The sequence below is a fragment of the Candidatus Binatia bacterium genome, from assembly GCA_036563615.1.
Classification (GTDB): domain Bacteria; phylum Desulfobacterota; class Binatia; order UBA12015; family UBA12015; genus DATCMB01.
Genome location: DATCMB010000014.1, coordinates 420,934 through 446,991, shown reverse-complemented (window position 1 = coordinate 446,991; position 26,058 = coordinate 420,934). Strand labels below are relative to the sequence as shown.

General features: G+C 71.5%; 15 protein-coding genes. All 15 read left to right on the top strand.

What is annotated here, in order from left to right; translation table 11 throughout:
* Positions 1 to 8 precede the first annotated feature (8 nt).
* Complete coding sequence (locus VIS07_12375) at positions 9 to 2,282, top strand: hypothetical protein (protein HEY8516303.1); 2,274 nt, start codon at positions 9 to 11, stop codon at positions 2,280 to 2,282.
* Between the two features lie 168 nt (positions 2,283 to 2,450).
* On the top strand, positions 2,451 to 3,188 hold the full coding sequence (locus VIS07_12370; protein HEY8516302.1) for a protein phosphatase 2C domain-containing protein: 738 nt from the start codon (positions 2,451 to 2,453) through the stop codon (positions 3,186 to 3,188).
* A gap of 10 nt (positions 3,189 to 3,198) precedes the next feature.
* Positions 3,199 to 9,072, top strand: a complete 5,874-nt coding sequence (locus VIS07_12365; GenBank protein HEY8516301.1) for a protein kinase — start codon at positions 3,199 to 3,201, stop codon at positions 9,070 to 9,072.
* A 17-nt stretch (positions 9,073 to 9,089) separates the two neighbouring features.
* On the top strand, positions 9,090 to 10,571 hold the full coding sequence (locus tag VIS07_12360; GenBank protein HEY8516300.1) for an amidase: 1,482 nt from the start codon (positions 9,090 to 9,092) through the stop codon (positions 10,569 to 10,571).
* A 310-nt stretch (positions 10,572 to 10,881) separates the two neighbouring features.
* Positions 10,882 to 13,287 carry a hydrogen gas-evolving membrane-bound hydrogenase subunit E gene (gene mbhE / locus VIS07_12355; protein ID HEY8516299.1) on the top strand — a complete coding sequence of 802 codons (2,406 nt, stop codon included), beginning with the start codon at positions 10,882 to 10,884 and terminating at the stop codon, positions 13,285 to 13,287.
* Positions 13,284 to 13,685, top strand: a complete 402-nt coding sequence (locus tag VIS07_12350) for an MnhB domain-containing protein (protein ID HEY8516298.1) — start codon at positions 13,284 to 13,286, stop codon at positions 13,683 to 13,685. Before mbhE ends, VIS07_12350 begins: the two co-directional genes overlap by 4 nt.
* Before the next feature lies 1 nt (position 13,686).
* Positions 13,687 to 14,082 (top strand): sodium:proton antiporter, encoded by a 396-nt coding sequence (locus VIS07_12345; GenBank protein ID HEY8516297.1) that lies wholly within the window; start codon positions 13,687 to 13,689, stop codon positions 14,080 to 14,082.
* Positions 14,079 to 15,629: a proton-conducting transporter membrane subunit gene (locus VIS07_12340; protein ID HEY8516296.1), complete on the top strand. Its 1,551-nt coding sequence runs from the start codon at positions 14,079 to 14,081 to the stop codon at positions 15,627 to 15,629. Before VIS07_12345 ends, VIS07_12340 begins: the two co-directional genes overlap by 4 nt.
* On the top strand, positions 15,629 to 15,988 hold the full coding sequence (locus tag VIS07_12335) for a Na+/H+ antiporter subunit E (GenBank protein HEY8516295.1): 360 nt from the start codon (positions 15,629 to 15,631) through the stop codon (positions 15,986 to 15,988). Before VIS07_12340 ends, VIS07_12335 begins: the two co-directional genes overlap by 1 nt.
* The gene (locus tag VIS07_12330; GenBank protein HEY8516294.1) at positions 15,985 to 16,260 is read left to right on the top strand and encodes a monovalent cation/H+ antiporter complex subunit F; all 276 of its coding nucleotides are present in this window, start codon (positions 15,985 to 15,987) and stop codon (positions 16,258 to 16,260) included. The genes VIS07_12335 and VIS07_12330 overlap by 4 nt, the downstream gene beginning before the upstream one ends.
* Positions 16,260 to 16,625: a monovalent cation/H(+) antiporter subunit G gene (mnhG, locus tag VIS07_12325; protein HEY8516293.1), complete on the top strand. Its 366-nt coding sequence runs from the start codon at positions 16,260 to 16,262 to the stop codon at positions 16,623 to 16,625. The genes VIS07_12330 and mnhG overlap by 1 nt, the downstream gene beginning before the upstream one ends.
* Before the next feature lie 132 nt (positions 16,626 to 16,757).
* Positions 16,758 to 17,996, top strand: coding sequence for a hypothetical protein (locus VIS07_12320; GenBank protein HEY8516292.1), 1,239 nt, complete (start codon positions 16,758 to 16,760; stop codon positions 17,994 to 17,996).
* A 449-nt stretch (positions 17,997 to 18,445) separates the two neighbouring features.
* Positions 18,446 to 20,158, top strand: coding sequence for a hypothetical protein (locus VIS07_12315; protein ID HEY8516291.1), 1,713 nt, complete (start codon positions 18,446 to 18,448; stop codon positions 20,156 to 20,158).
* Positions 20,159 to 20,271: 113 nt separating this feature from the next.
* Positions 20,272 to 24,036: a hypothetical protein gene (locus tag VIS07_12310; GenBank protein ID HEY8516290.1), complete on the top strand. Its 3,765-nt coding sequence runs from the start codon at positions 20,272 to 20,274 to the stop codon at positions 24,034 to 24,036.
* Positions 24,037 to 24,096: 60 nt separating this feature from the next.
* Positions 24,097 to 26,043: a heme-binding protein gene (locus VIS07_12305; protein ID HEY8516289.1), complete on the top strand. Its 1,947-nt coding sequence runs from the start codon at positions 24,097 to 24,099 to the stop codon at positions 26,041 to 26,043.
* Positions 26,044 to 26,058 lie beyond the last annotated feature (15 nt).

Below are 26,058 nucleotides of genomic sequence, written 5' to 3'. Positions count from 1 at the left end.
CGCGATCCATGGTGACCAGAAGGCTCCCCGGCGCAACGCTCGCGGCTCTCATCGTCTCGCTCGCCACGGCGGCGCACGCCCAGACCGGCGCGACGCTCACCCCGAACGAGCGCAACTTCATGGTCAACAAGGACGTCGGCCCGGAGCGCTGGACGATCAACGTCAATCTCTCCTCGACGTCGGCGGACAGCATCGTCAACGTCACCGGCAACATCTTCCGCGCCGACGGTGGGCCGCCGAGCTTCGTCCTCTGTCAGGTTCGCCCCGACTCGACGGGCTCGCTGAACGATCCTGGCTCGGAGTTTCGCCTGACCTGCCAGGGCGCCGACGCGTGCCAGACCTCGGCGTCGGAGTGCGCGCGCGACTCCTGGTCGTTGATCAACGGCGACGTGCGGATCCCGGCGAGCTTCTTCCTGCCGCCGGGCGGGCTCGGCGCGCCGGCGAGCGCGTCCGCGAGCGACGCGAGCGATGCCGCGTCGCAAGCCGCCGCGAGCACGACGAGCAGCGACAGCCTCGCCGAGCGCCTGCAGTCCGCGCTCGCGCGCGCGTGGTCGACGGTGCGCGTCTGGCTCGCGGGCGGCTCGGAGCTCGCGACGCCGCGCAGCGCGCACGCGCAGTCCGGCAACCGCGGTGCGACGCTGTCGCTCGACCGGCTCAACTTCCTGGTCAACAAGGACGTCGGCAACGAGCGCTGGTCGATCTCGCTCAACTTCGTGCCGCAGACGACGGAGCAGGGCGGCGTCACGCCGGTGCTCGAGAGCGTGACCGGCAACGTCTACCAGCCCGACGGCAGCCCGCCGAGCTTCATCTTCTGCACGCCGCGCGGCGACTCGACGGGCACGCTCGACGTCCCGAGCAGCGAGTTCCGCTTCTCCTGCCGCGGCACGAGCCCGTGCACCTCGACGGCGCGCGAGTGCGCGCGCACGCAGTGGGTGCCGCTCGGCGACGACATCCGCTTGTCCGCGAGCTTCTTCCTGCCGCCCGGCGGGCTGCCGGCGAGCGTACAGTCGGATCCGGAGATCGTGATCATCGGCCGCACGTCGGACCCGCCGTCGATCGTGACCGGGGACTTCACGACCGGCGAGGGCGCGGCGGGCGAGCGTCCCGCCGGCGGCTGTCCGACGGGCGCGACCTGCTTCGTCCCCAGGCTCGGGAGCTGCCAGAACGTGCGCGGGCGCGTGGTCGAGCTCGAGGGCTTCGGCTGCGGCTGCTTCGTCGAGCAGGTGTCCGCCGGCTGCATCGGCTGCGGCAGCGGCTCGTCGGGGCAGTGCGGCGGCAGCTGCGAGTTCCCGGTCGGCGGCGCGACCGCGCGCGGCACCTGCCTGCCGTTCGCGCCCGACAGCTCGGACTGCGCCTGCTACGCGATCGACGCGCGCGAGAGCTCGCCGCTGCAGAGCTGCGGCGGACCGCAGGGTGTGGGCTGTCCGGGCGACCGCTGCTGCACCGACGACCCGCGCGACGGCTGCGACCCGCTGCGCGGCGGCGCCGGCTGCTTCGGCATCTGCGTGCCGGCCGACGGCTGCGACCCGAGCCGGCAGAAGTGCGGCATGTGCCTCGCGCCACAGGGGCAGTTCTGCGGCAACGGCCGGCGCGAGGGCAGCGAGGACTGCGACGGCGCGGACTTCGGCGGCCAGAGCTGCGACTCGTTCGGCTTCTCCGGCGGCCGCCTGCGCTGCACGTCGACGTGCGGCATCGACACCAGCGAGTGCGCGCACGGCGGCAACGAGCCGCCGCGCATCCTCGACATCGACTTCCCGCCGGTGATCGACCCGCACGGCGGACCGGTGCTCGGCACCGTGCACTTCGAGGATCCCGACGGCGACGTGATCCGCGCGCGCTTCCAGCCGATCGTCGGCAACGTCGAGCCGTTCACCTTCGATCCCGGCGTGTTCGGGCGGGCGTCGGGAAGCTTCGACTTCTTCGTCAACTGCAACGGCAGCGTCGACGAGTACGTGGTCGAGGTGACGCTCGAGGACCAGCAGGGCAACCTCAGCGAGCCCGAGATCCTGCAGTGGAGCTGCGCGAGCGTCGCCGAGTGCGGCAACGGGATCGTCGAGGAGGGCGAGGCCTGCGACCCGCCCGGGCAGTCGTCGTCGTGCGGCTCGTTCTCGCTGTGCACCAACGACTGCTCGCAGTGCGTGTCGGCGACGTCGTGCAAGGGACGCTGCTGCCCGGGCCGCGACGACTTCTGCACCCCGCCCGACGCGGCCTGCTACTGCGACGAATTCTGTCGCAACGCGCAAGACTGCTGCGACGACGTGCTCGAGGCCTGCGGATTCTGAGCCTGAGCCGGCGAATGAAGCCGGCGATGTCGCACTTGCCCGGTCGTCCGCGCCGTCGCCTCCTTGGCGGCGGCGCGGCACCGCGCTACTGTTCGACCCCGGGCGTCGCTCCGGGTGTGCCGGCGTGAGCCGTCGCCCGCAGCGCGCGTGCCGGGCGAGAGCAAAGCGATGCGAATCACGGCGACCGCGGTCTCGGACATCGGCCGCGTCCGCAAGACCAACCAGGACTGCGTCGGCTGCTTCCCCGACATGAGCCTGTTCCTGCTCGCCGACGGCATGGGCGGGCTCGAGGACGGCGAGATCGCGAGCCGGCTCGCGATCGACGTGATCGCCCAGCACGTGCAGTCGGCGAACGGCGACGTCGCGCGTGACGACGCCGGCGTGCTGCGCAGCGCGATCGCCTCCGCCAACGAGCGCATCCGTCAGGAGGGCGAGATGCGCGGTGAGACCTCGGGTCGCGTGCGCATCGGCGCGACCATCGTCGTGCTGCGCGTCTTCCCCGAGCAGGGGCGCGCGCTCTGGGCGCACGTCGGCGACAGCCGCCTCTACCGCGTGCGCGACGGCAAGCTCGCGCTCTTGACGGCGGACCACACGCTGGCCGGCGCCGCGTACCGCGATCGCACCACCGTGCCGCTCGATCTGCCGCACACCAACATGCTGGTGCAGGCGCTCGGCGTCGCGCCGGACGTCGAGCCCTCGCTCGGCGCCGACGACGTCCGGCCGGGCGACCTCTTCCTGCTCTGCAGCGACGGCGTCTCCGGGATGCTCGAGCCCGCCGTGCTCGAGCGCACCCTCGCCGAGGATCTGGCGCTCGAGGCGAAGGCGCAGAACCTCATCCGGCTCGCGCTCGAGGCTTCCGGCCGCGACAACGCGAGCGTCGTGCTCGTCCAGGTGTCTTCGGACTGACGGTCGCTCGATGACCGAAGGCCGCCTCATCAAGAACAAACTCCGCATCGTGCGCCAGGTCGGGCGCGGCGGGATGGGGTACGTCTACGAGGTCTTTCACGAGGGCCTTCGCGTCACACGCGCGCTGAAGCAGATCGTTGGCGATCTGCAGGACAACCCGGAGATCGAGCGTCGCTTCCTGCACGAGGCGCAGATGATGGCGCGCCTCGAGCACCCGCACATCGTGCGCGTGTTCGACATCGACCAGGAGCCGGGCTTCGGCACCTACCTGCTGATGGAGTTCATCCGCGGCCGCGACCTGGGCGAGCTGCTCCGTCAGCAAGGGCGCTTCTCGTATCCCGAGACGCTGCGCATCGGCATCGCGGTCGCGTCCGCGCTCGACTGCGCGCATCGCGCGGGCCTCGTCCACCGCGACATCAAGCCCGCCAACATCCTGATCGAGGACGGCACCGGACGCCCCGTCGTCACCGACTTCGGCATCGCCAAGGAGATCGAGAGCGCGAGCGACGAGAGCTTCACGCGCACCGGCAGCTTCGTCGGCACCTACCGGTACTCGTCGCGCGAGCAGATCCGCAGCGAGAAGGGCGTGCCGATCGACGGCCGCGCGGACATCTACTCGCTCGGCGTCGTGCTCTACGAGATCTTCGCCGGCCGCAAGTACCTGGCCGGCATGCCGGAGCTGAAGATCGCGAGCTGCGTCGGCTACCAGGACGACTGGGAGCCCGAGCTCGACTACCCCGAGCCGCCGCCGCCGCTGTTCGAGAAGCTGATCCGCGAGTGCCTGGCGCCCGATCGCGAGAAGCGCGTGCGCAGCGCGAGCGAGCTCGTGCGGCGCCTCGAGGAGTGCCGCCGCCTCGAGTGCATCGAGGTGACGTCGGGGAGCGAGGCGCCGGGCGACGTGTCCTACGCCGCCGCGAGCACGGCGACGACGGTCACCGCGCCCACGCCGTCGCAGGCCGGCGCGACGCAGGTCGCGACCGTGGTCGGCGAGATGACGGCCACGACGCGCGACGAGCCCGAGCGTCCGCAGACCGGGACCGAGACGCGCAGCCAGTGGGTCGCGCTGCTGCAGGGCCTGCGCGGCGCGGTCGACGACCAGGCGGGCGAGTTCGAGCGCCTGCTGAAGGAGCTCATCGCGCTCGACCTGCCCCGCGACGACTTCCGCCAGCTCGACGACATGAGCCAGATCCTGCACCGTGTCGAGCGCGCCGAGAACGAAGGTCAATACCAAGAAGCGGCGTCGAACCTGCAGGGTCTCTCGGACCGCATCCAGCGCCTGAACGCGGAGATCGAGCGCACGGTCGCGGCCGCGATCGAGAACCGCGGCCGCGATCTGTCGAACGCCTGGCGCGAGCTCGCGGCGAACGCCGGCGACCTGCTGCCCCGCGAGCGCACGCCGGCGTTCGAGGCCGTCCTGGCGCCGCTCGGCGAGCACGTCGCGGCGAGCAACTGGGAGGCGGCGCGCGGCGTCCTGCGCGACGCTCAGGCGCAGCTCGAGCGCGCGCGTGCGGACGTGCAGACGGCGGCGCGCGAGCGCAGCGGTGGTGCGCTGCGCGAGCTCGGCGCCGCGTACCAGGCGCTGCGCGCGCGCTCGGAGGAGGCGGCCGCGGCGTCGGGTGTCGAGCCGGCGGCCGTCGAGCGCGACGTCGCGGCGGCGATCGGGCAGGGCGCGTACGTGGTCGCGCTGCGCCATGCGGCGGATGCGCTCGCGGCGGTGCGCGACGCGGCGGCACGGCTCGAGCAGGAAGAGCGCGCGCGCGCCGAGGTCGCGCGTCGCGAGGCGGAGCAGGCGCGCGCCGCGATCGACCTCGGCGAGGCGCGCGAGCTCGCCGCCGACTCGCTGCGCGCGGCGGAGGCGGCGCAGGCGGAAGGCGAGGCGCGCGCGCTCCGCGGCGAGCTGCGCGGCGCGGCGGAAGGCTTCGCGAACGCGGCGCGCCTCTACGCCGAGACCGCCGAGCGCACGCGCGTCGCCGCGCGGGAGCAGATCGAGTCCGCTGCCGCTGCGCTGCGCGACCTCGTGCAGCGCGCCGCGACGGCGCCGGCCGAGGTGGTCGGCGACGCACGTCGCGCAGCTCTGAGGCTCCTCGACGGCGAGCTGCCGCGCGAGCGCCGTGCCGCGGTCACCGCGCTGGAAGATGCGGCCGCCGCGCTCGCGCGCGCGCTCGACGAGGTCGAGCCCTGGCGGCAGGCGCGCGACGCGGAGCGCGCCGCGCTCGCCGCGCGCGACGCCGCGAGCGCGCTCGGCGCGCGCGGCCCGGACCTCGCCACGGCGGATCGCTTGCTCGACGACGCGCGCGCGGCGTTCGCGCGTCGCGACTTCGTCGCCGCGCGCGAGCAGCTCGCCGCCGCGGCTGCGGCGTTCGAGCAGGTCCGGAGCGAGGTCGTCGCGCGCGACGAGAGCGAGCGTCTCGCCGCCGCGCGCGCGCAGATCGACGACGCGCTCGGCGCCCTCGACACGACGCTCGCGGGCGAGCTCTGCGCCGACGAGATCCGGCGCGCGCTGCGCGCTCGCGAGGCGGCGGAAGAAGCCGAGCGCGGCGGCGATCGCCAGTCCGCGCTGACGGCGAGCGGCGAGGCGCTCGGCGCGCTGCGCGAGGCCGAGCAGGCGCTGTTCGCCGGGCTCGGCGAGCGCGTCGACACGCTGGTCGCGGAGTCGCAGACCTTCGTCGCCAACGCCGGCGAGCTGCTCGCGGAGCGCGCTCGTATCGAGGTCGAGCGCAGCGTCGATGCCGTGCAGCAGGCGCTCGCGCGGCGCGAGGCGCGCGCGGTCGCGGCGGCGCTCGATCAGAGCTGGCGGCTGATCGGCGACCTGCGCGTCGACCTCGACGAGCGCACGCGCGCCGCGGCCGCCGACGGCCTCGCCGAGATGCGCGCGCTGCTCGCGTCGCCCATGGTCCCCGCGGGCGGCATCGACGTCGATCCCGACGCGCTCGCCGCGACGGTCGATGCGCTCGTCGGCCGCGAGCGCTTCGCCGACGCGCGGCGTGCGGTCGGCGGCGCGCTCGAGTCGGTGCGCGCCGCGGTCGAGCAGGAGCGCGAGCGACGGCTCGCGGCGCTCGCCGAGGCGCGACGCGCGGCGGAGGCGGCGCGCGGCGCGATCGATCGCGCCGAGGCGAGCCGGCTCGCGGCCGCGGAGCTGGCGCGCGCCGACGAGACCGCGGCGCAAGCCGAGCGCGCGGAGCGCGACGGCGATCTCCTCGCCGCTGCGCGTCTGCAGCAGGCGGCGGCCGACGGCGCGCGCGCCGTCGTGGCGCTCGTTCGCGAGCGGCAGATCGCCGAGGTCGAGGCCGAGCGCGCACGGCTCGAGGAGTCGCTCGCCGCCGCGCAGGGCGCACCGGAGGAGGTCGTCGGTCGGCTGCGCGACGAGGCGCGCGCGTTGCTCGACGCGACGGTCGCGGGCGACCTCGGCGACGCGGTGCGGGCGTTGCGCGCGAAGCGCGACGCGCTCGACGAGGCGGTCGCCGAGGGCGCGCGGCTCGTCGCCGCGAGGGAGCGTCGCGACGCCGCGCATGCCGCCGAGCAGCGCGTCGCCGCGCTCGGCGCCTCGCGCCGCCAGGTGAAGGCCGCGGCGGGCCTGCTCAAGGAGGCCGACGCGGCCTTCGCCCGCAAGCAGTGGCCAGCCGCCGCGGACGCGTACGCCCGTGCGGAGGCAGCGTACGCCGCGCTCGAGGCCGAGATCCAGGCGGCGCTCGAGAAGGAGCGCGCGGCCGCCCGCGCCAAGGCCGAGGCGGAGGCGCGCGCGGCGGAGGAGAGGGCGGCGCGCGCGCGTGCGGAAGCCGAGGAGCGCGAGCGCGCCGCCGAGGCGCAGCGCCTCGCCGAGGCCGCGGAGGCGCAACGACGTGCCGAGGCCGACCGCGTCGCGGAGGCGAAGCGCCAGGCCGAGGTCGAAGCGGCGCAGCGTGCCGCCGAAGCTCGCGCGCGTGCGCGCGACGCCGACGTCGCCCCCGACGCCACGGTGGTCGCGGACGTGGTCGAGCCGACGCGCGTCGAGCCCGCCGAGGCGACGCGGCTCGGCATCGCCGTGCCCGAGGTGCCGCGCCGCCGCGGCGTCCCGCTCGCGTGGATCGGCGGAGGCGCCGCGGCGCTCGCGGCGGCGGCCGCCGCCGCGTTGTGGCTTTCGCAGCGCGAGGCCGTGCCGCCGACCGAGCCCGCGCGCGTCGCCCGCGTCGAGCGCTCCGCGCAGGAAGCGCCCGCGCCGGCGAAGCCCGTCGCGCCCGAGCCGCGCGAGCCGCAAGCCGCGAAGCCCGCGCCGCAGCCTGCGACGGAGGACGCGCAGCCCGAAACCGCGAAGCCCGAGGCTGCGGAGCCGGACCCGCGAGCCGCGCAGCCCGAGGTCGCGGCACGGCCCGAGCCGCAGGCCGGGCAGCCCGAGGCCGTGGCGCAGCCGGCGCCCGCGCAAGAGCAAGTACGAGTAGAGGAAGAGCCCGCGCAGGTCGCGAACATCCCGCCGCCGTCGCCGGCCGCGCCGCCGCCCGTGCGCATCGCGAGCTTCGCGCCGGACGCTGCCGAGGTCGCGGTCAAGGAAGGCGCCAAGCAGGCGTTCCGCATCGAGCTCGAGGGCGGCGCGCCCGACGCGAAGCCGAAGATCGCCTGGCGGCTCGACGACCAGATCGTCGCGCGCGACGTCGATCGCTTCGAGTACGCTCCGGGCTACGACGCGGCGAGCGACGCGCCGCGGACGCTCGAGGTCGTGGTCGGCGAGGGCGCCGAGGCGGCGCGCAAGGCGTGGAAGGTCGAGGTCGCGAACGTCAATCGCAAACCGAAGCTCACGACCTCGCCGCGCGCGGGCGGCAAGATCGAGGCGAAGCTCGGCGACACGGTGGAGCTGAGCGCCGACGTCGACGATCCGGACGGCGACCGCATCGCCTACGCCTGGACGATCGACGGCAAGCCCGCGGGCGACGGACCGAAGCTCGCGGTGCCGGTCACCGGCAACCGCAAGGTCGCGCTCACCGCGAGCGACGGTGAGGCCGAGGTCAGCGCGAGCTGGCAGATCGCGGCGATCAAGCCGAAGCTCGAGATCGGCGTGACGCCGAACCGCATCGAGCGTCTGCGCTTCGAGAAGCCGCAGGAGTTCGCGCTGTCGCCGCCGCGCGACGCGACCGACCTCGAGATCGAGTGGAGCGTCGACGGCAAGAAGGTCGCGAGCGGCACGCGCTTCACCTTCACGCCCGACGATCCGTCGCTCGTGCGCCGCACGCCGGTGAAGGTCGCGGTGAGCGCGCGCGCGCCGGACGGCGGCACCTTCGAGAAGTCGTGGGACGTCGTGGTCGAGCCGCCGGCCCCGGAGCTCGCCGAGACGACGCCGCCGCCCGGCAACCTCGAGGTCGAGCCCGGCAGCACGCAGACCTTCCAGCTCGCGGCGCGCAGCCCGATCGGCGGCCAGAGCTTCACCTACGTCTTCCAGGTCGACGGCCGGCAGGCGGCGCGCGGCTCGAGCCCGCGCTTCGAGTTCCGCGTCAGCGACGAGCGGCCGCACCGCGTCGTCGGCTACGTGCAGGACAACTTCGATCAGGTGTCGCGGCGCAGCGAGTGGAGCATCACGCCGTCGAGCGGCATCGTGAACCGCGCGCGCTCGTGGCTCAGCGAGTACGAGGCGGCGTTCAACGCGAAGGACGCGCGCCGCATCGGCGAGCTGCGCGGGCTCGCTCCCGACAAGGTCGCGGAGCTGCAGCGCGTGCTCGACGACCAGCAGGGGCTGCGCGTCACCTTCAGCGACGTCCGCGTCGACAAGATCGACGACCAGCGCGCGCGCCTCACCTACACGCGCACCGACGACTTCACCGACCTGCGCGGCGAGCAGGTGTCGCGCACCGGCCGCGTCGAGCAGATCGTGGGCGTGGTGAACGGCCGCGTGACCGAGCTCGAGACGCGACGCCGCTGAGCGGGATTGGAAGAACGATGGCCGCCGACACCACCACCACCGATCCCGCGCTCGCGTCTGCACGCGAGCTCGCCGCGCGCATCGCGCGTCGCGAGCTCTCGAGCCGCGAGCTGCTCGAGCACTTCGTGCGCCGCATCGAGCGCCTGAACCCGCCGCTCAACGCGGTCGTCACGCTCGACCTCGAGCGGGCGCGGGCGCGCGCCGATGCGGCCGACGCCGCGCTCGCGCGCGGCGAGAGCTGGGGGCCGCTGCACGGGCTGCCGATCACCGTCAAGGACAGCTTCGAGACCGCGGGGCTGCGCACGACCTGCGGCGCGCCGCACCACGCGGAGCACGTCCCCGAGCGCGACGCGATCGCGGTGCAGCGTCTGGTCGACGCGGGCTGCGTCGTCTTCGGCAAGACCAACACGCCGTTCCTCGCCGGCGACGTGCAGACCTACAACCCGGTGCACGGCGTCACGCGCAACGCGTGGGATCCCGAGCGCACGCCGGGCGGCTCGTCGGGCGGCGCGGTGACGGCGGTCGCGTGCGGGCTCACCGCGTTCGAGCTCGGTAGCGATCTCGGCGGCTCGATCCGCACGCCGTGCGGCTGGTCCGGCGTGTACGGCCTCAAGACCTCGCACGGCGTGGTGCCGCTGCGCGGCCACGTCCCGGGGCCGCCGGGGACGCTCGCCGAGTCCGACCTCGGCGTCGTCGGTCCGATCGCGCGCGACGCGGACGACCTCGAGCTGCTGCTCGACGTCCTCGCCGGTCCGCTGCCCGAGCGCGCGATCGCGTGGCGGCTCGAGCTGCCGCCGGCGCGGCGCACGCGCTTGCGCGACTACCGGGTCGCCGCGTGGCTCGACGATCCGGCGTACCCGGTCGACGCGCAGGTCCTCGAGCGGCTTTCGGGGACGGTCGACGCGCTGCGCGCGGCGGGCGTCGCGGTCGACGACACGGCGCGTCCCGCCTTCGCGCTCGCCGACGCCATGCGCACCTACCAGCGGCTGCTCTACGCGATCCTCGCCGCGGGCTTCCCGGACGAGGCGTTCCGGCGCTTCGTCGAGCTCGCGCCGTCGCTGCCGCAGGACGCGCCGGACTCGTTCTCGCGCTTCGTGCTGTTCGGCACCGCGCGCCACCGCGACTGGCTCGCGGCGAACGAGTTGCGCGAGCGCTTCCGCCGCGAGCTCGCGCGCTTCTTCGAGCGCTACGACGTGCTGCTGTGCCCGATCGTGCCCGTGCCGGCGATCGCGCACGACCACTCGGAGCCGATGACCGACCGGCGGATCACGGTGAACGGCGAGAGCCGGCCGTACTTCGATCTCTTCGCCTGGATCTCGGTCGCGAGCCTGACCTACGCGCCCGCGGTCGCGGCACCGATCGGCGCGACGCCCGACGGGCTGCCGATCGGCGTGCAGATCGTGGGGCCGTACCTCGAGGATCGCACGCCGATCGACTTCGCGCGTCGTCTCGCCGACGTCGTGGGCGGCTTCGTGCCGCCGCCGCGCGCCGTCTCTTGAGCCGTCCCGACGCGGTGTCGCGGCTGCCGCGCGTGCGGGCAGCGCGCTGCCGCATTTTCGCGCGCCTGCCCGCTTCTTCGGCGCGCGCGCAGCGCTCGGCGTGCAGATCTCGCGCAGCGACGGCGCGCGCGATCTGGTGCGCTCCTTGCGCGCGCGCCCGCCGCGTGGCTTACCTGCGGTCGCATCGCGGCGTCTCGTCCGGTACGCAAGCGGTCGTCGCGCTCGGCTCGTCGATGAAAGGAAGGAACGTGCCGGCGGTCGCGTCGCCCGAGGCGCGGCGGGGTCGCCGTCACACGTTGGAAGCTCCGTCTTGCCCGCTCACGAACCAAGCAACCTGCTCCCGCTCATCGTCGCGCTTCCTTTCGTCGCCGCGCTGATCGTCGGCGGCGCGGGGCGCCGGCTCGGACACGGAGCCGGGTGGATCGTCCTCGCCGCGGCGCTCGGCGCGCTCGGCCTGCTGGTCAGCGTCGCGACGAGCGGGGTGCTGCACGTCTTCCGCGCGCCCTGGCTGCCGCAGATCGACGTCGCGCTCGCGCTGCGCGCCGACGGCTTCGGGCTGCTGCTCGCGATGCTGGTCGCGGGGATCGGCGCGCTGGTCGCGCTCTACGCGCTGTCCTACATGGCCGACCAGCCGCGCAACCGCGTCAGGCGCTTCTACGCCGCGCTCGCCGCGTTCATGGGCGCGATGCTCGGCATCTCGCTCGCCGACGACCTCGTCGTGCTGTTCGTCTTCTGGGAGCTGACGAGCATCACCTCGTTCTTGCTCATCGGCTACCGCGCGGAGGACGACGACGCGAAGGCGGGCGCGATGATGGCGCTGCAGGTCACGGCGCTCGGCGGGCTCGCGATGCTCGTGGGCTTCCTCCTGATCGGCCAGCTCGCCGGGACGTTCTCGCTGTCGCGCATCACGGCGAGCCCCGAGGTCGTCGCGCGTCTCGTCGACGCGCCGCTCGGCGCGTGGTCGCTCGTGCTGGTGCTGATCGGCGCCTTCACCAAGTCGGCGCAGGTGCCGTTCCACTTCTGGCTGCCGCGTGCGATGGTCGCGCCCACACCGGTCTCGACCTACCTGCACGCGGCGACGATGGTGAAGGCGGGCGTCTTCCTGCTCGGCCGCATGGAGCCGATCTTCGGCGAGTCGTCGCTGTGGGCGCCGCTGCTGGTGACGGCCGGCGGGACGACGATGGTGCTCGGCGCCTACCAGGCGTTCCGCGAGGTCGACCTGAAGGCGATCCTCGCGCGCACCACCGTCGCGATGCTCGGCGCGATCACGCTGCTCTACGGCGTCGGGGCCAACGAGGACGCGAGCCTGCAGATCCTGAACCACGCGCTCTACAAGGGCGCGCTGTTCCTGGTCGCCGGCATCGTCGAGCACCACGCGCACACGCGGCGCCTCGACCAGCTCGGCGGGTTGCGCCACGCGCTGCCGGCCGCGTTCGTCGTCTGCGCGCTCGCCGGCGCGTCGATGGCGGGTCTGCCGCCGCTGCTCGGCTTCGTCGCCAAGGACTCGCTGTTCGCGGCGCTCGTCGATGGCTGGCCGCTGCTCGCGCTCGCGGCGCTGCTCGCGAACGCGCTGCTGGTCGCGACCGCGGCGAAGCTCGTGCTCGGCGTCTTCCTCGGCGAGCCGCGCGATCCGGCCGCGCACGGCGACGCCGCGCACCGCGCGGAGGACGCTCACGGCCACGCGCAGCACGGCTTCGCGCCGCCGCTCTGGGTGTCGCCGGCGGTGCTGACGACGCTCGCGCTCGTCTTCGGCTTCGCGAGCGCGGGCCACTGGATGGGTGACCTGATGGCGGCCGCGGCGTCGGGTCCGGGGCCGCACGCGCACGTGCACCTCGTGCCGGGCCTCGGCGCGCCGCTGATGCTGTCGCTGCTCGCGCTGGCGCTCGGCGCCTGCGGCTGGATCTGGCGCGAGCGCGTCGCCGCGCTGCAGGAGCGCCTCGCCGTGCTGCCTCTGGCGGCGCGCATCTGGGAGCGGCTGATGGACGCGATCCCGCGCGTCGCCGCGGCGTTCGCCGACCGCTGGCAGAACGGCTCCGTGCGCTGGTACCTCGCGGCGACCGTGCTGACGCTGCCGCTGCTCGCGACCTACGCGCTCGGCCGCGTCGGGCTCTCCTGGCGGCAGATCTCCGTCGATCTCGCGGAGATGCCCTGGTACGGCTTCCTCTACTGCCTGCTGCTCGCCGTCGCGACCTTCGCGGCGGTGCGCGCGACGACGCGCCTCGCGGCGATCATCGCCACCGCGACGATCGGCTTCCTCGTGGCGATGCTGTTCGTCGTCTACCGCTCGCCGGACATCCTGCTGACGCAGATCCTGATCGAGACGGTGTCGACGATCTTCGTGCTGCTGGTGCTGGTCTTCCTGCCGGCGTTTCCGCGCAACGACCTGCGTCCCGCGTCGCGGCTCGTGAACCTCGGCATCGCGGGCGCGTTCGGCCTGACGATCACGGTGCTGCTGCTGCTCGCGATGACGCCCGGTCTGCGCGAGCCGGACAACGTCGCCGTGCGTCCGGGCGGGCTCCTGTCGCTCGCGCTCGCGGAGGGCGGCGGTCGCAACGCGGTGAACGTGATCATCGTCGACATCCGCGCGCTCGACACGACGGGTGAGATCACCGTGGTGATGGTCGTCGGGCTGTGCGTCTACGGGCTCTTGCGCGCGCGACGTGCGCGCAAGAGCGCCGCCAGCGACGGAACGGGAGCGGAGGGGCGCGCGGCATGACGCAGCACTCGCCGATCCTGCGCGTCATCGCGCGCTACGCGGTGCCGATCTCGGTGCTGGTCGCGCTGCGCATCTTCTGGCAGGGCCACGACGATCCGGGCGGCGGCTTCATCGCCGGCGTCCTGCTCACCGCCGCGGGCGCGATGGCGATGATGGCGTTCGGCACGCGCGTCCTCGGACGCATCGCGTGGTGGCGGATCGCGGTCGTCGGGCTGCTGATCTCGCTGCTGAACGGCACGGTGCCGCTGCTGCGCGGGCGTCCGTTCATGGACAACGTCATTCTGCACATCGGATCGATCCACCTGCCGACGGCGACGTTCTTCGACCTCGGCGTCATGCTGATCGTCGTCGGCACGCTGATGACGATCCTCGTCGAGCTCGACGCGGAGAGGCGCTGACGTGGAGCTTCCCCTCGCGCTCGCGATCGGTCTGATGTTCGCCGGGGCGGTGTACTCGTTCCTGCGGCCGAACCTGATCCGCATGGTGGTCGGCTTCGGGCTGCTGTCGAACGCGACCAACCTGCTGATGATCGCGGCGGGCGGCTTCCGGCTCGATGGCCTCGCACCCTTCGTCTGGGACGCGGACGAGACCACCGGGCTGATGGATCCGCTGCCGCCCGACATCGTGCTCACCGCGATCGTCATCAGCTTCGCGGTGAGCGCCTTGTTCATCACCATCAGCTACGCGGTCTACCGGGACTACGGCACCGACGACCCGGAGAGCCTGCCGCGTCCCGAGGCCGACGACGAGAGCTACCACCCGCGTCCCGCGCGGCGTCCGGGGTACGACGAATGACGCTGTTCGCCGGCAACGCCATCGTCCTCGTGCTGCTGATCCCGTTCTTCACGGCGATCGCGCTCGCGCTTCTGCACGGCTTCCCGCGCCTCGAGAAGGCGGTGTCGCTCGCGTCGGGCGTCCTGCTGACGGCCTATGTCTTTGGCTTGACGGCGTACGTCGACACGCACGGCATCCAGGTGACGTCGCTCGGCGGCTACGCGGCGCCGTACGGCATCGCGTTCGTCGCCGACCGGCTCGCGTGCATCATGCTGTGCGCGTCGATGGTGGTCGGCGTCGTGGTGCTGCTCTATGCGAGCTTCACCGTCACCGAGACGCAGCAACGAAGCTTCTTCTTCCCGCTCTTCCACGTCACGCTGCTCGGCGTGAACTGGTCGTTCATCACCGGCGACCTGTTCAACCTGTTCGTCGCCTACGAGGTGATGCTGATCGGCTCGTACGGCGCGATGATGGTCGGCGCGAGCCGGCAGCAGGTGCGGCAGACGATGATGTACGTCGCCGTCAACCTGGTCGGCGGCTCGCTGTTCGTGGTCGGCGTGGCGCTGGTCTACGCGCTGGTCGGCACGCTGAATCTCGCCGACATCGCGGTGCGGACGGCCGACATGGTCGGCCCGCGCGCGGCGATGCTGACCGCGGCGTCGATGGTGCTGCTGCTGGTCTTCGCGCTCAAGGCGGCGGCGTTCCCGCTCTTCTCCTGGCTGCCGGACTCGTACCCGGTCGTGCCGCCGGGCGTGAACGGCTACTTCGCGGGCGTGCTGACCAAGGTCGGCGTCTACTCGCTGCTGCGCGTGTTCATCATGACGTTCCGGCAGGAGGGCAGCGAGGTCGCGACCGACGTGCTGCTCTTCCTCTCCGGCTTCACGATGCTGCTCGGCGTGCTGGGCGCGCTCTGCCAGTGGGAGATGCGGCGCCTGCTGTCGTGGCACATCGTGAGCCAGGTCGGCTACATGGTGATGGGCGTGGGGCTCGCGGCCGACCCGCGCATCGCCGTCGCCGCGGTCGCCGCGACCATCTACTACGTCGTCCACAACATCATCGTGAAGTCGAGCTTGTTCCTGGTCGCGGACGTCGCCGAGGACGTGACCGGGAAGAAGAAGATCAAGGAGATGGGCGGCGTCTTGACGCTCGCGCCGTTCGCAGCGGTGCTGTTCTTCGTCGCCGGGCTGTCGATCGCCGGCGTGCCGCCGTTCTCGGGCTTCCTCGCGAAGCTGAGCGTCTTCCGCGTCGCGCTCGACGGCGGACACTTCTTGGTGCTGGTGGTCGCGGTCGTGACGAGCTTCCTCACGCTGATGTCGATGATGAAGATCTGGGGCTACGTGTTCTGGGGTAGGGTGCGCGCCGCGTCGGGGAGCCGCGCCTGGTACGGGCCCGCGGCGGCGACCGCCGTGCTCGCCGTCGCCACGATCGTCCTCGGCCTCGGCGGGCAGCCGTTTTTGCGCTTGATGACCGACGCCGCGGCCGACGTCGTGCAGCCGCTGGCATACGTCCGCGCGGTGCTCGGCGACGCGCCGGCGTCGCTCGCGGCCCTGCAAGGAGCGCAGCACTGATGCTCTACCGCTTCCTGATGTGGCTGCGCTTCCTGCTGATCCTCGCACGCGAGATCTGGTTCTCCGCGGTGACGGTCGCGAAGCTGGTGTTCGCCCCCGTCGAGCGGCTGCGCTCGGGCTTCCTCGCGGTCCGCATGGAGGTCCGCTCGGACCTCGGCATCACGACGCTCGCGAACGCGATCACGCTGACGCCGGGCACGATCACCGTGCACGTCGAGCCGGCGCGGCACACGCTCGTCATCCACGCGATCGACATCGGGCACGATCCGGAAGAGGTGCGGCAGTCGATCAAGAACGTGCTCGAGGCGAACATCCTGCTCTGGTCGCGCGGCAAGAAGGAACGGAGCCGCAAGCCATGAGCGCCTGGCTCGCCGTCACCACCGACGTCTGCCTGTTCCTGCTGTTCGTCGCGGCGGCGCTGTGCCTCTACCGCATCGTCGTCGGGCCGCAGGCGGTGGACCGCGCGGTCGCGTTCGACACGCTGGTGTCGGTGATCATCGGCATGATCTGCCTGCTCTGCATCAGCTCCGAGTCGGCGATCTACTTCGACGCCGTCTGGATCCTGACGCTGGTCGGCTTCCTCGGCTCGTGCGCGCTCGCCAAGTACCTCGCGCGGGGACGGATCTTCTGATGGTGCTCGAGATCCTCGCCGCGCTCGCCATGGTGGTCGGCACGTTCTTCATGGTGGTGACCGGCATCGGGCTCGTGCGCTTCCCGGACGTCTACACGCGCATGCATGCGGCCGGGAAGGCGGGCACGGTCGGCGTCACGCTGCTGATCCTCGCGCCGAGCATCCTGTTCGTCGCCGAGGAGCCCTTCGTCACCGTGCGCGGCGTGCTGGCGATCATCTTCCAGCTCTTCACCACCCCCGGGGCGACCTACCTGCTCGCCCACGCGAGCTACGTGCGCAGCTACCCGACCCACCGCCGCACCGAGGTCGACGAGCTGCGCGACTGGATGCCGACCTACCCCGACGACGAGTTCGGCCACGAGTGACGCCGGCGCCGCGACGCCCCGTCTTCTCCCCCGATCGTCGCGCCAAAAAGCTTGATCTTCCCGTAAAAGGCGATATTCGGGGGCTCGCGCATGCCGGGGCATGGCGCGAGTTGCGGGCGATTGGGGGAAGCGATGAGGATCCGCGTCGGGATGGTGCTCGCTGCGGCATGGCTCGCGAGTGTCGCGTTCGTGGCCGTGGCGACGGACGCGCGCGCGCAGTCGAACGCCGCGTTCGGCGTCCAGCAGCGCGCCGACGCCGCGCGCCAGCTGATCATCCTCGGCGTCTCGCAGGGCATCTCCTCGCTGCCGCCGATGACCGGGCAGTCGATCGTCTACGAGTACGACGAGGCGCTCGACACCTACCGGGCGACCGGGCTGCTGGGTCCGACGGCCTTCCGCTCGCCGCTCACGATCGGCAAGGGGAGGATGAGCTTCCGCGTCGCGGGCTCGTACTTCGAGCTGGTCAACACGCAGAACCCGATCGACTACGAGGTCACCGGGCTCGCGCAGCCGGTGTACACGAAGTTCGGCCTCAAGGTGAACGCGAAGGTCGGGCTGTTCAACCTGGCGTACAGCTACGGCATCCTCGACTGGCTCGAGGTGCACGCCAACTTCCCGATCACCATCGTCGACGCCCACGCGAAGTCGTCGTTCGTCACGCTCGCCTCGGCCGCGAACGAGCCGATCCAGGACGCCCCGGTCGCCGCGGCGACCTCGCTCGAGGCGCTCGACCGCAACCTCTCGAACGGCACGCTCATCATCCGCGAGGGCACCGTGAACCAGCTCGGCGCCTCGTTCCGTGAGGGAACGGAGGCCGGCCTCGGGCGCATCAGCATCGGCGGCAAGGCGCACTTCCTGCGATCCGAGTACGTCGACATGGCGCTCTCGATGGAGGTGTTCTTCCCGAGCCCGAGCGAGCCGTCGTACGCGGGGCCCGACAGCGGCGCGTTTCTGCCGCGGCTGATCACGGCGTTCAACGTCTTCGATGGCGCGAAGCTGCACGTCGACGTCGGTTACGACCACGACACGGAGTTCGCGCAGCTGCGTCGCTTCGTGTGGAACACCGGCGCGTCGTACGCGATCCCCGGCTTGACGGTCGACGCGGGCGTCGGCGGCTCGAAGTTCAACAAGGGGATCGAGTGGACGCCGACCTCCTTCGTGCAGCCGCCGGGGCAGGAGATCGACGTGCCGCTGACCTTCCGCGCGCTGGGCGACAACACGCTCGGCACGAACTACGTCGACTTCCTGTTCGGCATCAAAGGTCAGCTGCTCGAGAACGCGGTGGTGAGCGGCTCGGTCAACGTGCCGCTGAACAGCGACGGCATCCGACCCGAGGCCATCGGCACCGTCGCGTTCGAGATGTACTTCTAGGCGCGCTGGCGCTCACGCGCGCCGCAGCTTGCTGTGGCGCACGCCGTGGCGCGTGGCGCGCGACGCTCCGCGCACGTCGCGGCACGCCGTCCACGCGGCGCGCGAGGTCGACGCCCGCGCCGGCATACGACGAATTGCGTACCGGCACGTCGCCCTCGACGCCGATTCTCTCCCTCCGGGGGCGCTCGTCGGCCTTCAACGAAAACTTGGTTCGGACGACCCCTCGCTCTGTTGACCTTTTCGTCGAGCGGAGTAGTAGTGCCGCCGCGTGCGGGGGGCGGACGCGTCGAAGCCTGACGGTCGAAGGGCGTGAACTCGAGGTCGGCAGTACACGGCAGCGATCTTTGCGCTCGACGTTTGTCCCATGTCTCGGGCAGGCACGGCTCGACTGATGGCGGTTCCGGGCGGGCTGCGCGCGTCGCCGGACACCGATCTTGGGTGGTGAGAGGATGACCGGAACGCGGACCGCGGTGCTCGTCGTCGCCTGCCTGCTGCTGCTCGCGCCGCGCGGCGCGCTCGCGCAGGACGCAGGCTCACCGGGTCCCGGCTCGATCAACTACGGCGGCGTCGACGACCCCGACACCGAGCCGCTGTTCCCCGACTTCAGCCCGCTCCCCGACCGCTGGCGCATCACGCCGCCGCCCTACGAGAAGAACGTCCAGGGCCACTGGTGGGACCCGTACAACCAGAACGTCCTCAAGGGCGACTTCCCGATCCTCGGCCAGGACATCTTCTTCAAGCTGACGGCCGCTTCGAAGACGCTCGTCGAAGGACGACGCGTGCCGATCGCGAGCGGACCGAGCACGGCGCGGCCCGGCGAGTTCAAGTTCTTCGGCGAGCCCGACCAGGTCGAGGTCGATCAAAAGTTCGCGGTGCGCGCCGAGCTCATCAAGGGAAATACGGCGTTCCGGCCGTTCGACTGGCAGATCCTGCTCGAGGGCGTCGGCGATCTGAACTATCTCGGAGTGTGGGAGCGCGGCGTCGTCGCGCCCGACGTGCGCGACGGCGAGAGCCGCTTCCGCTCGGACATTCGCCTCGAGCAAGCCTTCGCCGAGATCCACCTCGCGGACGTGTCCGCAAACTACGACTTCATCTCGACCAAGATCGGGCGCCAGCCGTTCAACAGCGACTTCCGCAGCCTGATCTTCCAGGACATCAACCAGGGCGTGCGCCTCTTCGGCTCGGCGAACAGCGCGCGCTACCAGTGGAACGTCATCTACTTCTACCAGGCCGAGAAGGACACGGTCAGCGGCCTCAACACGTTCGGGCTGCGTGATCAGCAGGTCGCGATCGCGAACCTGTACGTCCAGGACTTCTTCTTCCTCGGCTGGACCAATCAGTTCAGCTTCCACTACAACTTCGACGACGGGAAGAAGGGCGGCTACGTCTACGACCGGCTCGGTTTCCTCGTCCGTCCGACGCCGATCGGCGATCCGGTGCCGCACGACATCGAGGCGTACTACCTCGGCTGGACGAGCGAAGGGCACATCGGCCGGATCAACGTCTCGCACGCCTTCTACCAGGCGCTCGGCACCGACGACTTCAACAACATCGCGAGCCGCAAGACCGACATCAACGCGCAGCTCGGCTTCCTCGAGCTGTCGATCGACGACGACTGGCTGCGCTACCAGGTCTCGACTTACATCACCTCGGGCGACGGCAACGCCCGCGACAGCCAGGCGACGGGCTTCGACAGCATCCTCGACAATCCGAAGGTCGTGGGCGGCGAGTACACCTGGTGGAACCGTCAAGCACCGCGCATCAGCGATCGCGGCGGCGCCGCTCTGGTGCAGCGTCTGTCGCTCGTCCCCGACCTGCGCAGCAACAAGATCCAGGGGCAGTCGAACTTCGTGAACCCCGGCATCTTCATCGCCAACGTCGGCGTGTCGGCGGAGATGACGCCGAAGCTGCGGCTGATCGGCAACGCGAACTACATCCGCTTCATGGAGACCGACGTGCTCGAGACGCTGCTCAAGCAGGGCTCGATCTCGAACGACGTCGGCATCGACCTGAGCCTCGGCATCGAGTACCGGCCGTGGCTCAACAACAACGTCATCGTGAAGGGCTTCGGAGCGATCCTTCAGCCGCTCGACGGGTTCAGCGACATCTACACCGGACAGACGCTCTGGCAGATGGGCGTCGAGATGCTGCTGGTCTTCTGAGGAAGGGGATGGGCGCGGCGATGGCAACGTCTCGGGCAGCGTCTCGGGCAACGTCTCGAAGGAGCCCGAGCACGACACGCGCGTGGTGGCTGGCGCTGGCGCTGCTGCCGCTCTTGCTCGGCATTCCCACCGCGATCGCCGCCGAGGAGGAGCAGGCGCCGAGCCCGCTCTTGCGTCAAACACAGGCCGAGGCGGACGCGAAGAGCACGGGCTGCCTCTCGTGCCACGTCGGCATCGAGCCGATGCACGACACGCCGACCGTCAAGCTCGGCTGCGTCGACTGCCACGGCGGCAACAACGACGCGTCGGGCGCGGGGCTCGCCAAGGGCAGCCCGGAGTACGAGGCGGCGAAGAAGGCCGCGCACGTGGCGCCGCGCCACCCGGAGCGCTGGCAGAGCTCGGCGAACCCGGTGCGCAGCTACACGCTGCTCAACCACGAGTCGCCGGAGTTCATCCGCTTCTTCAACCCGGGCGACCTGCGCGTCGCCGCGGAAAGCTGCGGCGCGATGGGCTGCCATCCGAACGAGGTGGTCAAGGTCAAGAAGAGCCTGATGACCACCAGCGCGATGCTCTGGGGCGGCGCCGCGTACAACAACGGCATCGTCTCGGTGAAGAACTACATCTTCGGCGAGTCGTACTCGCGCGACGGCGAGCCGGAGAAGATCTACACCGTTCCGCCGCCGACGCCCGAGGAGCTCGCCAAGGGCGTGCTGCCGTTCCTCGTGCCGCTGCCGCGCTGGAACGTCGTGCAGCCGACCGATCCGCTGCGCACCTTCGAGCGCGGCGGCAAGATCGACCGCTCGGCGGTGTCGGAGGTCGGCAACCCGAACCTCGGTCCGTTCGTCGACGAGCCGGGGCTCGCCGACAACAAGGTCGGCACGCGCGGGCTCGGCACCGACACGCGCATCTCGGCGGGCGTGCTGAACATCCACAAGACGCGCCTCAACGACCCGATGCTGTCCTTCCTCGGCACGAACGACCATCCGGGCGACTACCGCTCGAGCGGCTGCACGGCGTGCCACGTGGTGTACGCGAACGACCGCGAGGTCACCGCGTCGGGCCCGTACGCGAAGTTCGGCAACCTCGGCTTCTACGCGGGCAACGACCCGACGATCCCGCGCGACGAGCCCGGGCACCCGATCCAGCACCGGCTGACCAAGGCGATCCCGACGAGCCAGTGCATGGTCTGCCACATGCACCAGCCGAACGCGTTCGTGAACACCTACCTCGGCTACCAGTGGTGGGACTACGAGACCGACGGCGACCTGATGTGGCCGAAGGAGCAGCTCTACCCGGTCACCGACGAGCCGTGGCCGTTCAACAACACGCGCGCCGAGCCGATGCGTCAGGCGCTGCTGTCGAATCCCGAGGGTCCGAGCCCGCGCGGGCTGTGGCAGGACTTCGACTTCCTCGCCGAGTCGAGCCGGCTCCCGACCAAGGACACCAAGTTCGCCGACTACCACGGCCACGGCTGGATCATGCGCGCGGTCTACAAGCAGGACCGCAAGGGCAATTTGCTCGACGCGGAAGATCGGATCATCCCGTGGGACGATCCGAAGAAGCTCGACAAGGCGGTCCACCTCAAGGACATCCACGCCGAGAAGGGCATGCACTGCGTCGACTGCCACTTCGAGCAGGACTCGCACGGCAACGGCAAGATCTACGGCGCGTTCCCCGAGGCGGTGGAGATCGCCTGCCAGGACTGCCACGGCACGATCAACGGACGCGCCAAGCTGCGCACGACCAATCCCGCAGCACCACCGGGCGGTCACGACCTGCTCGCCGGCCGTACGCCGTGGGGCGAGCGTCGCTTCGAGTGGGTCGGCGACACGCTGATCCAGCGCTCGATGGTCGACCCGAACCTGTCGTGGGAGGTCGACCAGGTGATCGACACCATCGATCCGGCGTCGCCGCACTACAACGAGCGCTCGGCGATCGCGAAGACGTTGCGTCGCGACGGCAAGACCTGGGGCTCGCTGCCCGACAGCACGGGCGAGCTCGCGCACAGCGACGACAACATGTTCTGCTACACGTGCCACACCGCCTGGGTCACGTCCTGCTTCGGCTGCCACCTGCCGCAGGAGGCGAACTGGAAGAAGGACATGCAGCACTTCGAGGGCGGGGAGTTCCGCAACTGGACCTCCTACAACGCCCAGGTGGTGCGCTACGACGTGTTCATGCTCGGCAAGCACGCGACGGTGAAGGGTCACCGCATCGCGCCGGTTCGCTCGAGCAGCGCGCTGCTCATCTCGACGACCAACCTCAACCGCGAGCGTCTCTACATCCAGCAGGCGCCGGTCTCGGCGGAGGGCTACTCGAGCCAGGCGTTCAACACGCACTTCGGCCACACCGCGCGCACCAAGGAGGCGCAGCGCTGCACGAGCTGCCACGTCTCCGCCGAGGGCGACAACAACGCGTGGCTCGCGCAGGTGCTGACGCTCGGCACGAACTTCGTGAACTTCATGGGCCGCTTCGTCTGGGTCGGGCTCGGCGAGGACGGCATCGAGGCGGTCGCGGTGAGCGAGTGGGACGAGCCGCAGGCGGTGATCGGCAGCAACCTGCACCGCCTCGCGTACCCCGAGCGCTACGCCGAGCACCTGGCGAACGACCGCGAGCTCACCGAGGCCTACGGCCACGGCGCGACCGACGTGCGTAGCCTGCAGCTGCGCGGCGAGTACCTCTACACCGCGAACGGTCCGGGCGGGCTGCGCATCTTCGACGTCGCGAACATCGACAACAAGGGACGTTCGGAGCGCATCGTCACGGCGCCGGTGTCGCCGCTCGGCCAGCGCGCCTACGTCGACACGGAGTACGCGACCTCGGTCGCGCTGCCGACCAACATGCCGATCGATCCGACCCGGCGGCAGAACCCGGCGAACCAGGAGCAGCCCTGGAACCCGATCTACCGCTACGCCTTCGTGAGCGACCTCTACGAAGGTCTGGTGGTGGTCGACGTCACCAATCTCGGCGACGGCGATCCGATGAACAACTTCGTCGAGCGCGTCGCGACCTTCAATCCGGACGGCGTGCTCGACGGCGCGATCTTCGTCACCATCGCCGGCGACTGGGCCTACGTGCTGTGCAAGCGCGGCCTCGTCGTGCTCGACATCAGCGATCCGCTCGCGCCCTCGGTCGCGACGCAGGTCGGCGCGCCGGACCTGATCGATCCGACGTCGATCACGATCCAGTTCCGCTACGCGTTCGTGACCGACGCGGAAGGGCTCAAGGTGCTCGACGTCACCTGGCCGGATCGCGCGAAGCTCGTCGCGAGCTTGCCGATCGCGGAGGCGAAGGACGTCTACGTCGCGCGCACGTACGCGTACGTCGCGGCGGGCAGCCAGGGCATCGCGATCGTCGACGTCGAGCGTCCCGAGCAGCCGAAGCTCTGGCAGATGTACTCGGCCGACGGCCTGCTCAACGACACGCACGCGGTGCGCATCGCGTCGGCGTACAACAGCGTGTTCGCCTTCGTCGCCGACGGGCGCAACGGCCTGCGCGTGATCCAGCTCATCTCGGCCGGCTCGACGCCGGGCGCGCAGGGCTTCAGCCCGATCCCGACGCCGGAGCTCATCGCGACCTACCCGACGTCCGGTCCGGCGATCGCGCTCTCGAAGGGCATGGACCGCGACCGCGCGGTCGACGAGAGCGGCAATCAGGTGAGCGTGTTCGGCCGTCTCGGGTCGCGGCCGTTCACCCGCGAGGAGATGGAGCGGCTCTTCATCCGCGACGGCCAGGTCTACACGGTGTCCGACACGCGGCCCGGCAAGCCGCTGCCGTTCGTGCGGCCGTACGAGCCGCCGCCCGGACAGGTCGAGGGTGGTCCGGTGGTGCAGCCGCTCGCGCCCGAGCCCGAGCGTCTGCTGCCCGGTCGCGAGTGAGCGACGCCGGCGAGCGGTGTAAAGACTAGGATTCGCAGCGCGGAAAAGGAAACGGGAACGATGTCGAAGCGCAAGCGGGCCGCGCGCGGCGGTCGCTGGCAGATGGGGCTCGCAACGCTCGTCGCGGCTGCCCTCGCGGCGTGCGGTGGCGGCGGCGGTGGGGGAGGCGGCGGCGCGCCGCAGCAGCCGACCAGGCCGCCGGTCGTGGGCCCGGCGCCGCAGCTCGATCCGAGCGACGTCCGCGGCATCATGGAGAGCGCCGCGCGCTCGATCCCTGCGGAGATGGCGATCGCCGTGACCGACCGCGAGGGCAACATCCTCGGCGTCGGCCTCACGTTCCAGCTCGACGCGCCCGACCGCTGCGCGGGCTCGGTCTACCCGTTCGACCCCGCGACCACACCGCCCGACTGCCGGGTGGTGAACCTCGCGATCCAGCTCGCGCGCACGGGCTCGTTCTTCAGCGCCGACCAGAGCCCGCTCTCGTCGCGCACGGTGCGCTACATCAGCGGCATCCACTTCCCGCCCGACATCCGCAACACGGGCGCCGCGGCGCTGTTCGGCATCGAGAACACGAACCGCGGCTGCAGCTTCGACGCGGCCTTCGCCGACGGCGGCGACTTCAACCCGGGTCAGCTCGTGCCGCGGGCGCGCAACCTCGCTTCGTTCCTGCGCGTGCAGTCGGGCGAGGCGCCGCTCGAGTGCCGCAACGGCGACGGCCCCGCGGATCACCTCGGCTGCACGAACGGCATCGCGACCGTTCCGGGCGGCGTGCCGATCTTCAAGATCGACCCGGCGGCGGGGAGCTTCCGCCACGCGGGCGGCATCGGCGTCGCGCTGCGCAGTACGCCGTTCATGCCCGACCCGTCGGCGTCGCAGGACCTGACCGACGACTTCGCGAACGGGACCTTCCCGCCCGACCGCTTCCTCCGTCTCGCGACGTCGAGCGACGTCTTCGATCAAGCGGAGTTCGCGGCGCGCGCCTTCGCGGGCGACGTGAACTCGGTCGATCCGCGGATCCGGCCGCGCGGGCTCGTGAACGTCTGCCAGGATCCGTCGGTGCCGAAGCCGGCCTGCTGCGCGGACGTCCCCGGCTCGACCTGCCTCACCGCGTTGCCGCTGTCGCTCGCGACGCTCAACCTGCCCGAGCCCGGCGTGATCTTCCTCGACGGCATCGAGCTGCCGTTCGTCGCCGACGACCCGACGCTGCCGGGTCCGGTCGGCGGTGGCAGCGGCATCGTCGACTTCTTGGTCGAGCCGACGGCGACCGGCACGCCGGTGCCATCGGGGTATCTCATCGGCCCGCGCGGCGGCAGGCAGATCCCGGGCGGACCGCGACCGCTCAGCCAGGCCGAGGTCGAGGCGATCGTGCAGGAGACGCTGGATCAGGCGAACATCACGCGCGCCGCGATCCGCCTGCCGCTCGAGGCGCGCGCGCGCTTCATCATCGCGATCTCCGATCTCGACGGCACGCTGCTCGCGCTCTTCCGGCAGGACGACGCCACCGTGTTCTCGATCGACGTCGCGGTCGCCAAGTCGCGCAACGTGATCTGGTTCTCGAGCCCGACGATCGACCCGCTCGACGCGCTCGACAGCCCGGGCTTCGGCCTCGTGTTCGGCCAGGCGTTCCCGCCCGGCACCGCGATCACCAACCGCACGCTCTCGTTCGGCGCGCAGCCGATCTACCCGTCGGGCATCGACGGCACGGATCCGGGTCCGTTCCGCACCGTGTTCCTCAACGACGTGCTGAACCCGTGCACGAACGGTCGTCAGCCGGCGAACGGTCGGCAGAACGGCATCGTGTTCTTCCCGGGCAGCGCGCCGCTCTATCGCGACGGCGTGCTCGTCGGCGGGCTCGGGATCAGCGGCGACGGCGTCGAGCAGGACGACCTCGTCACCTTCGCCGGCACGGCGGGCTTCGAGCCGCCCGCGCAGATCCGTGCGGACCAGATCGTCCTGCGTGGCGCGCGGCTGCCGTACCTGAAGTTCAACCGCCGGCCCGACGAATGAGGTGATAGAGTCCGA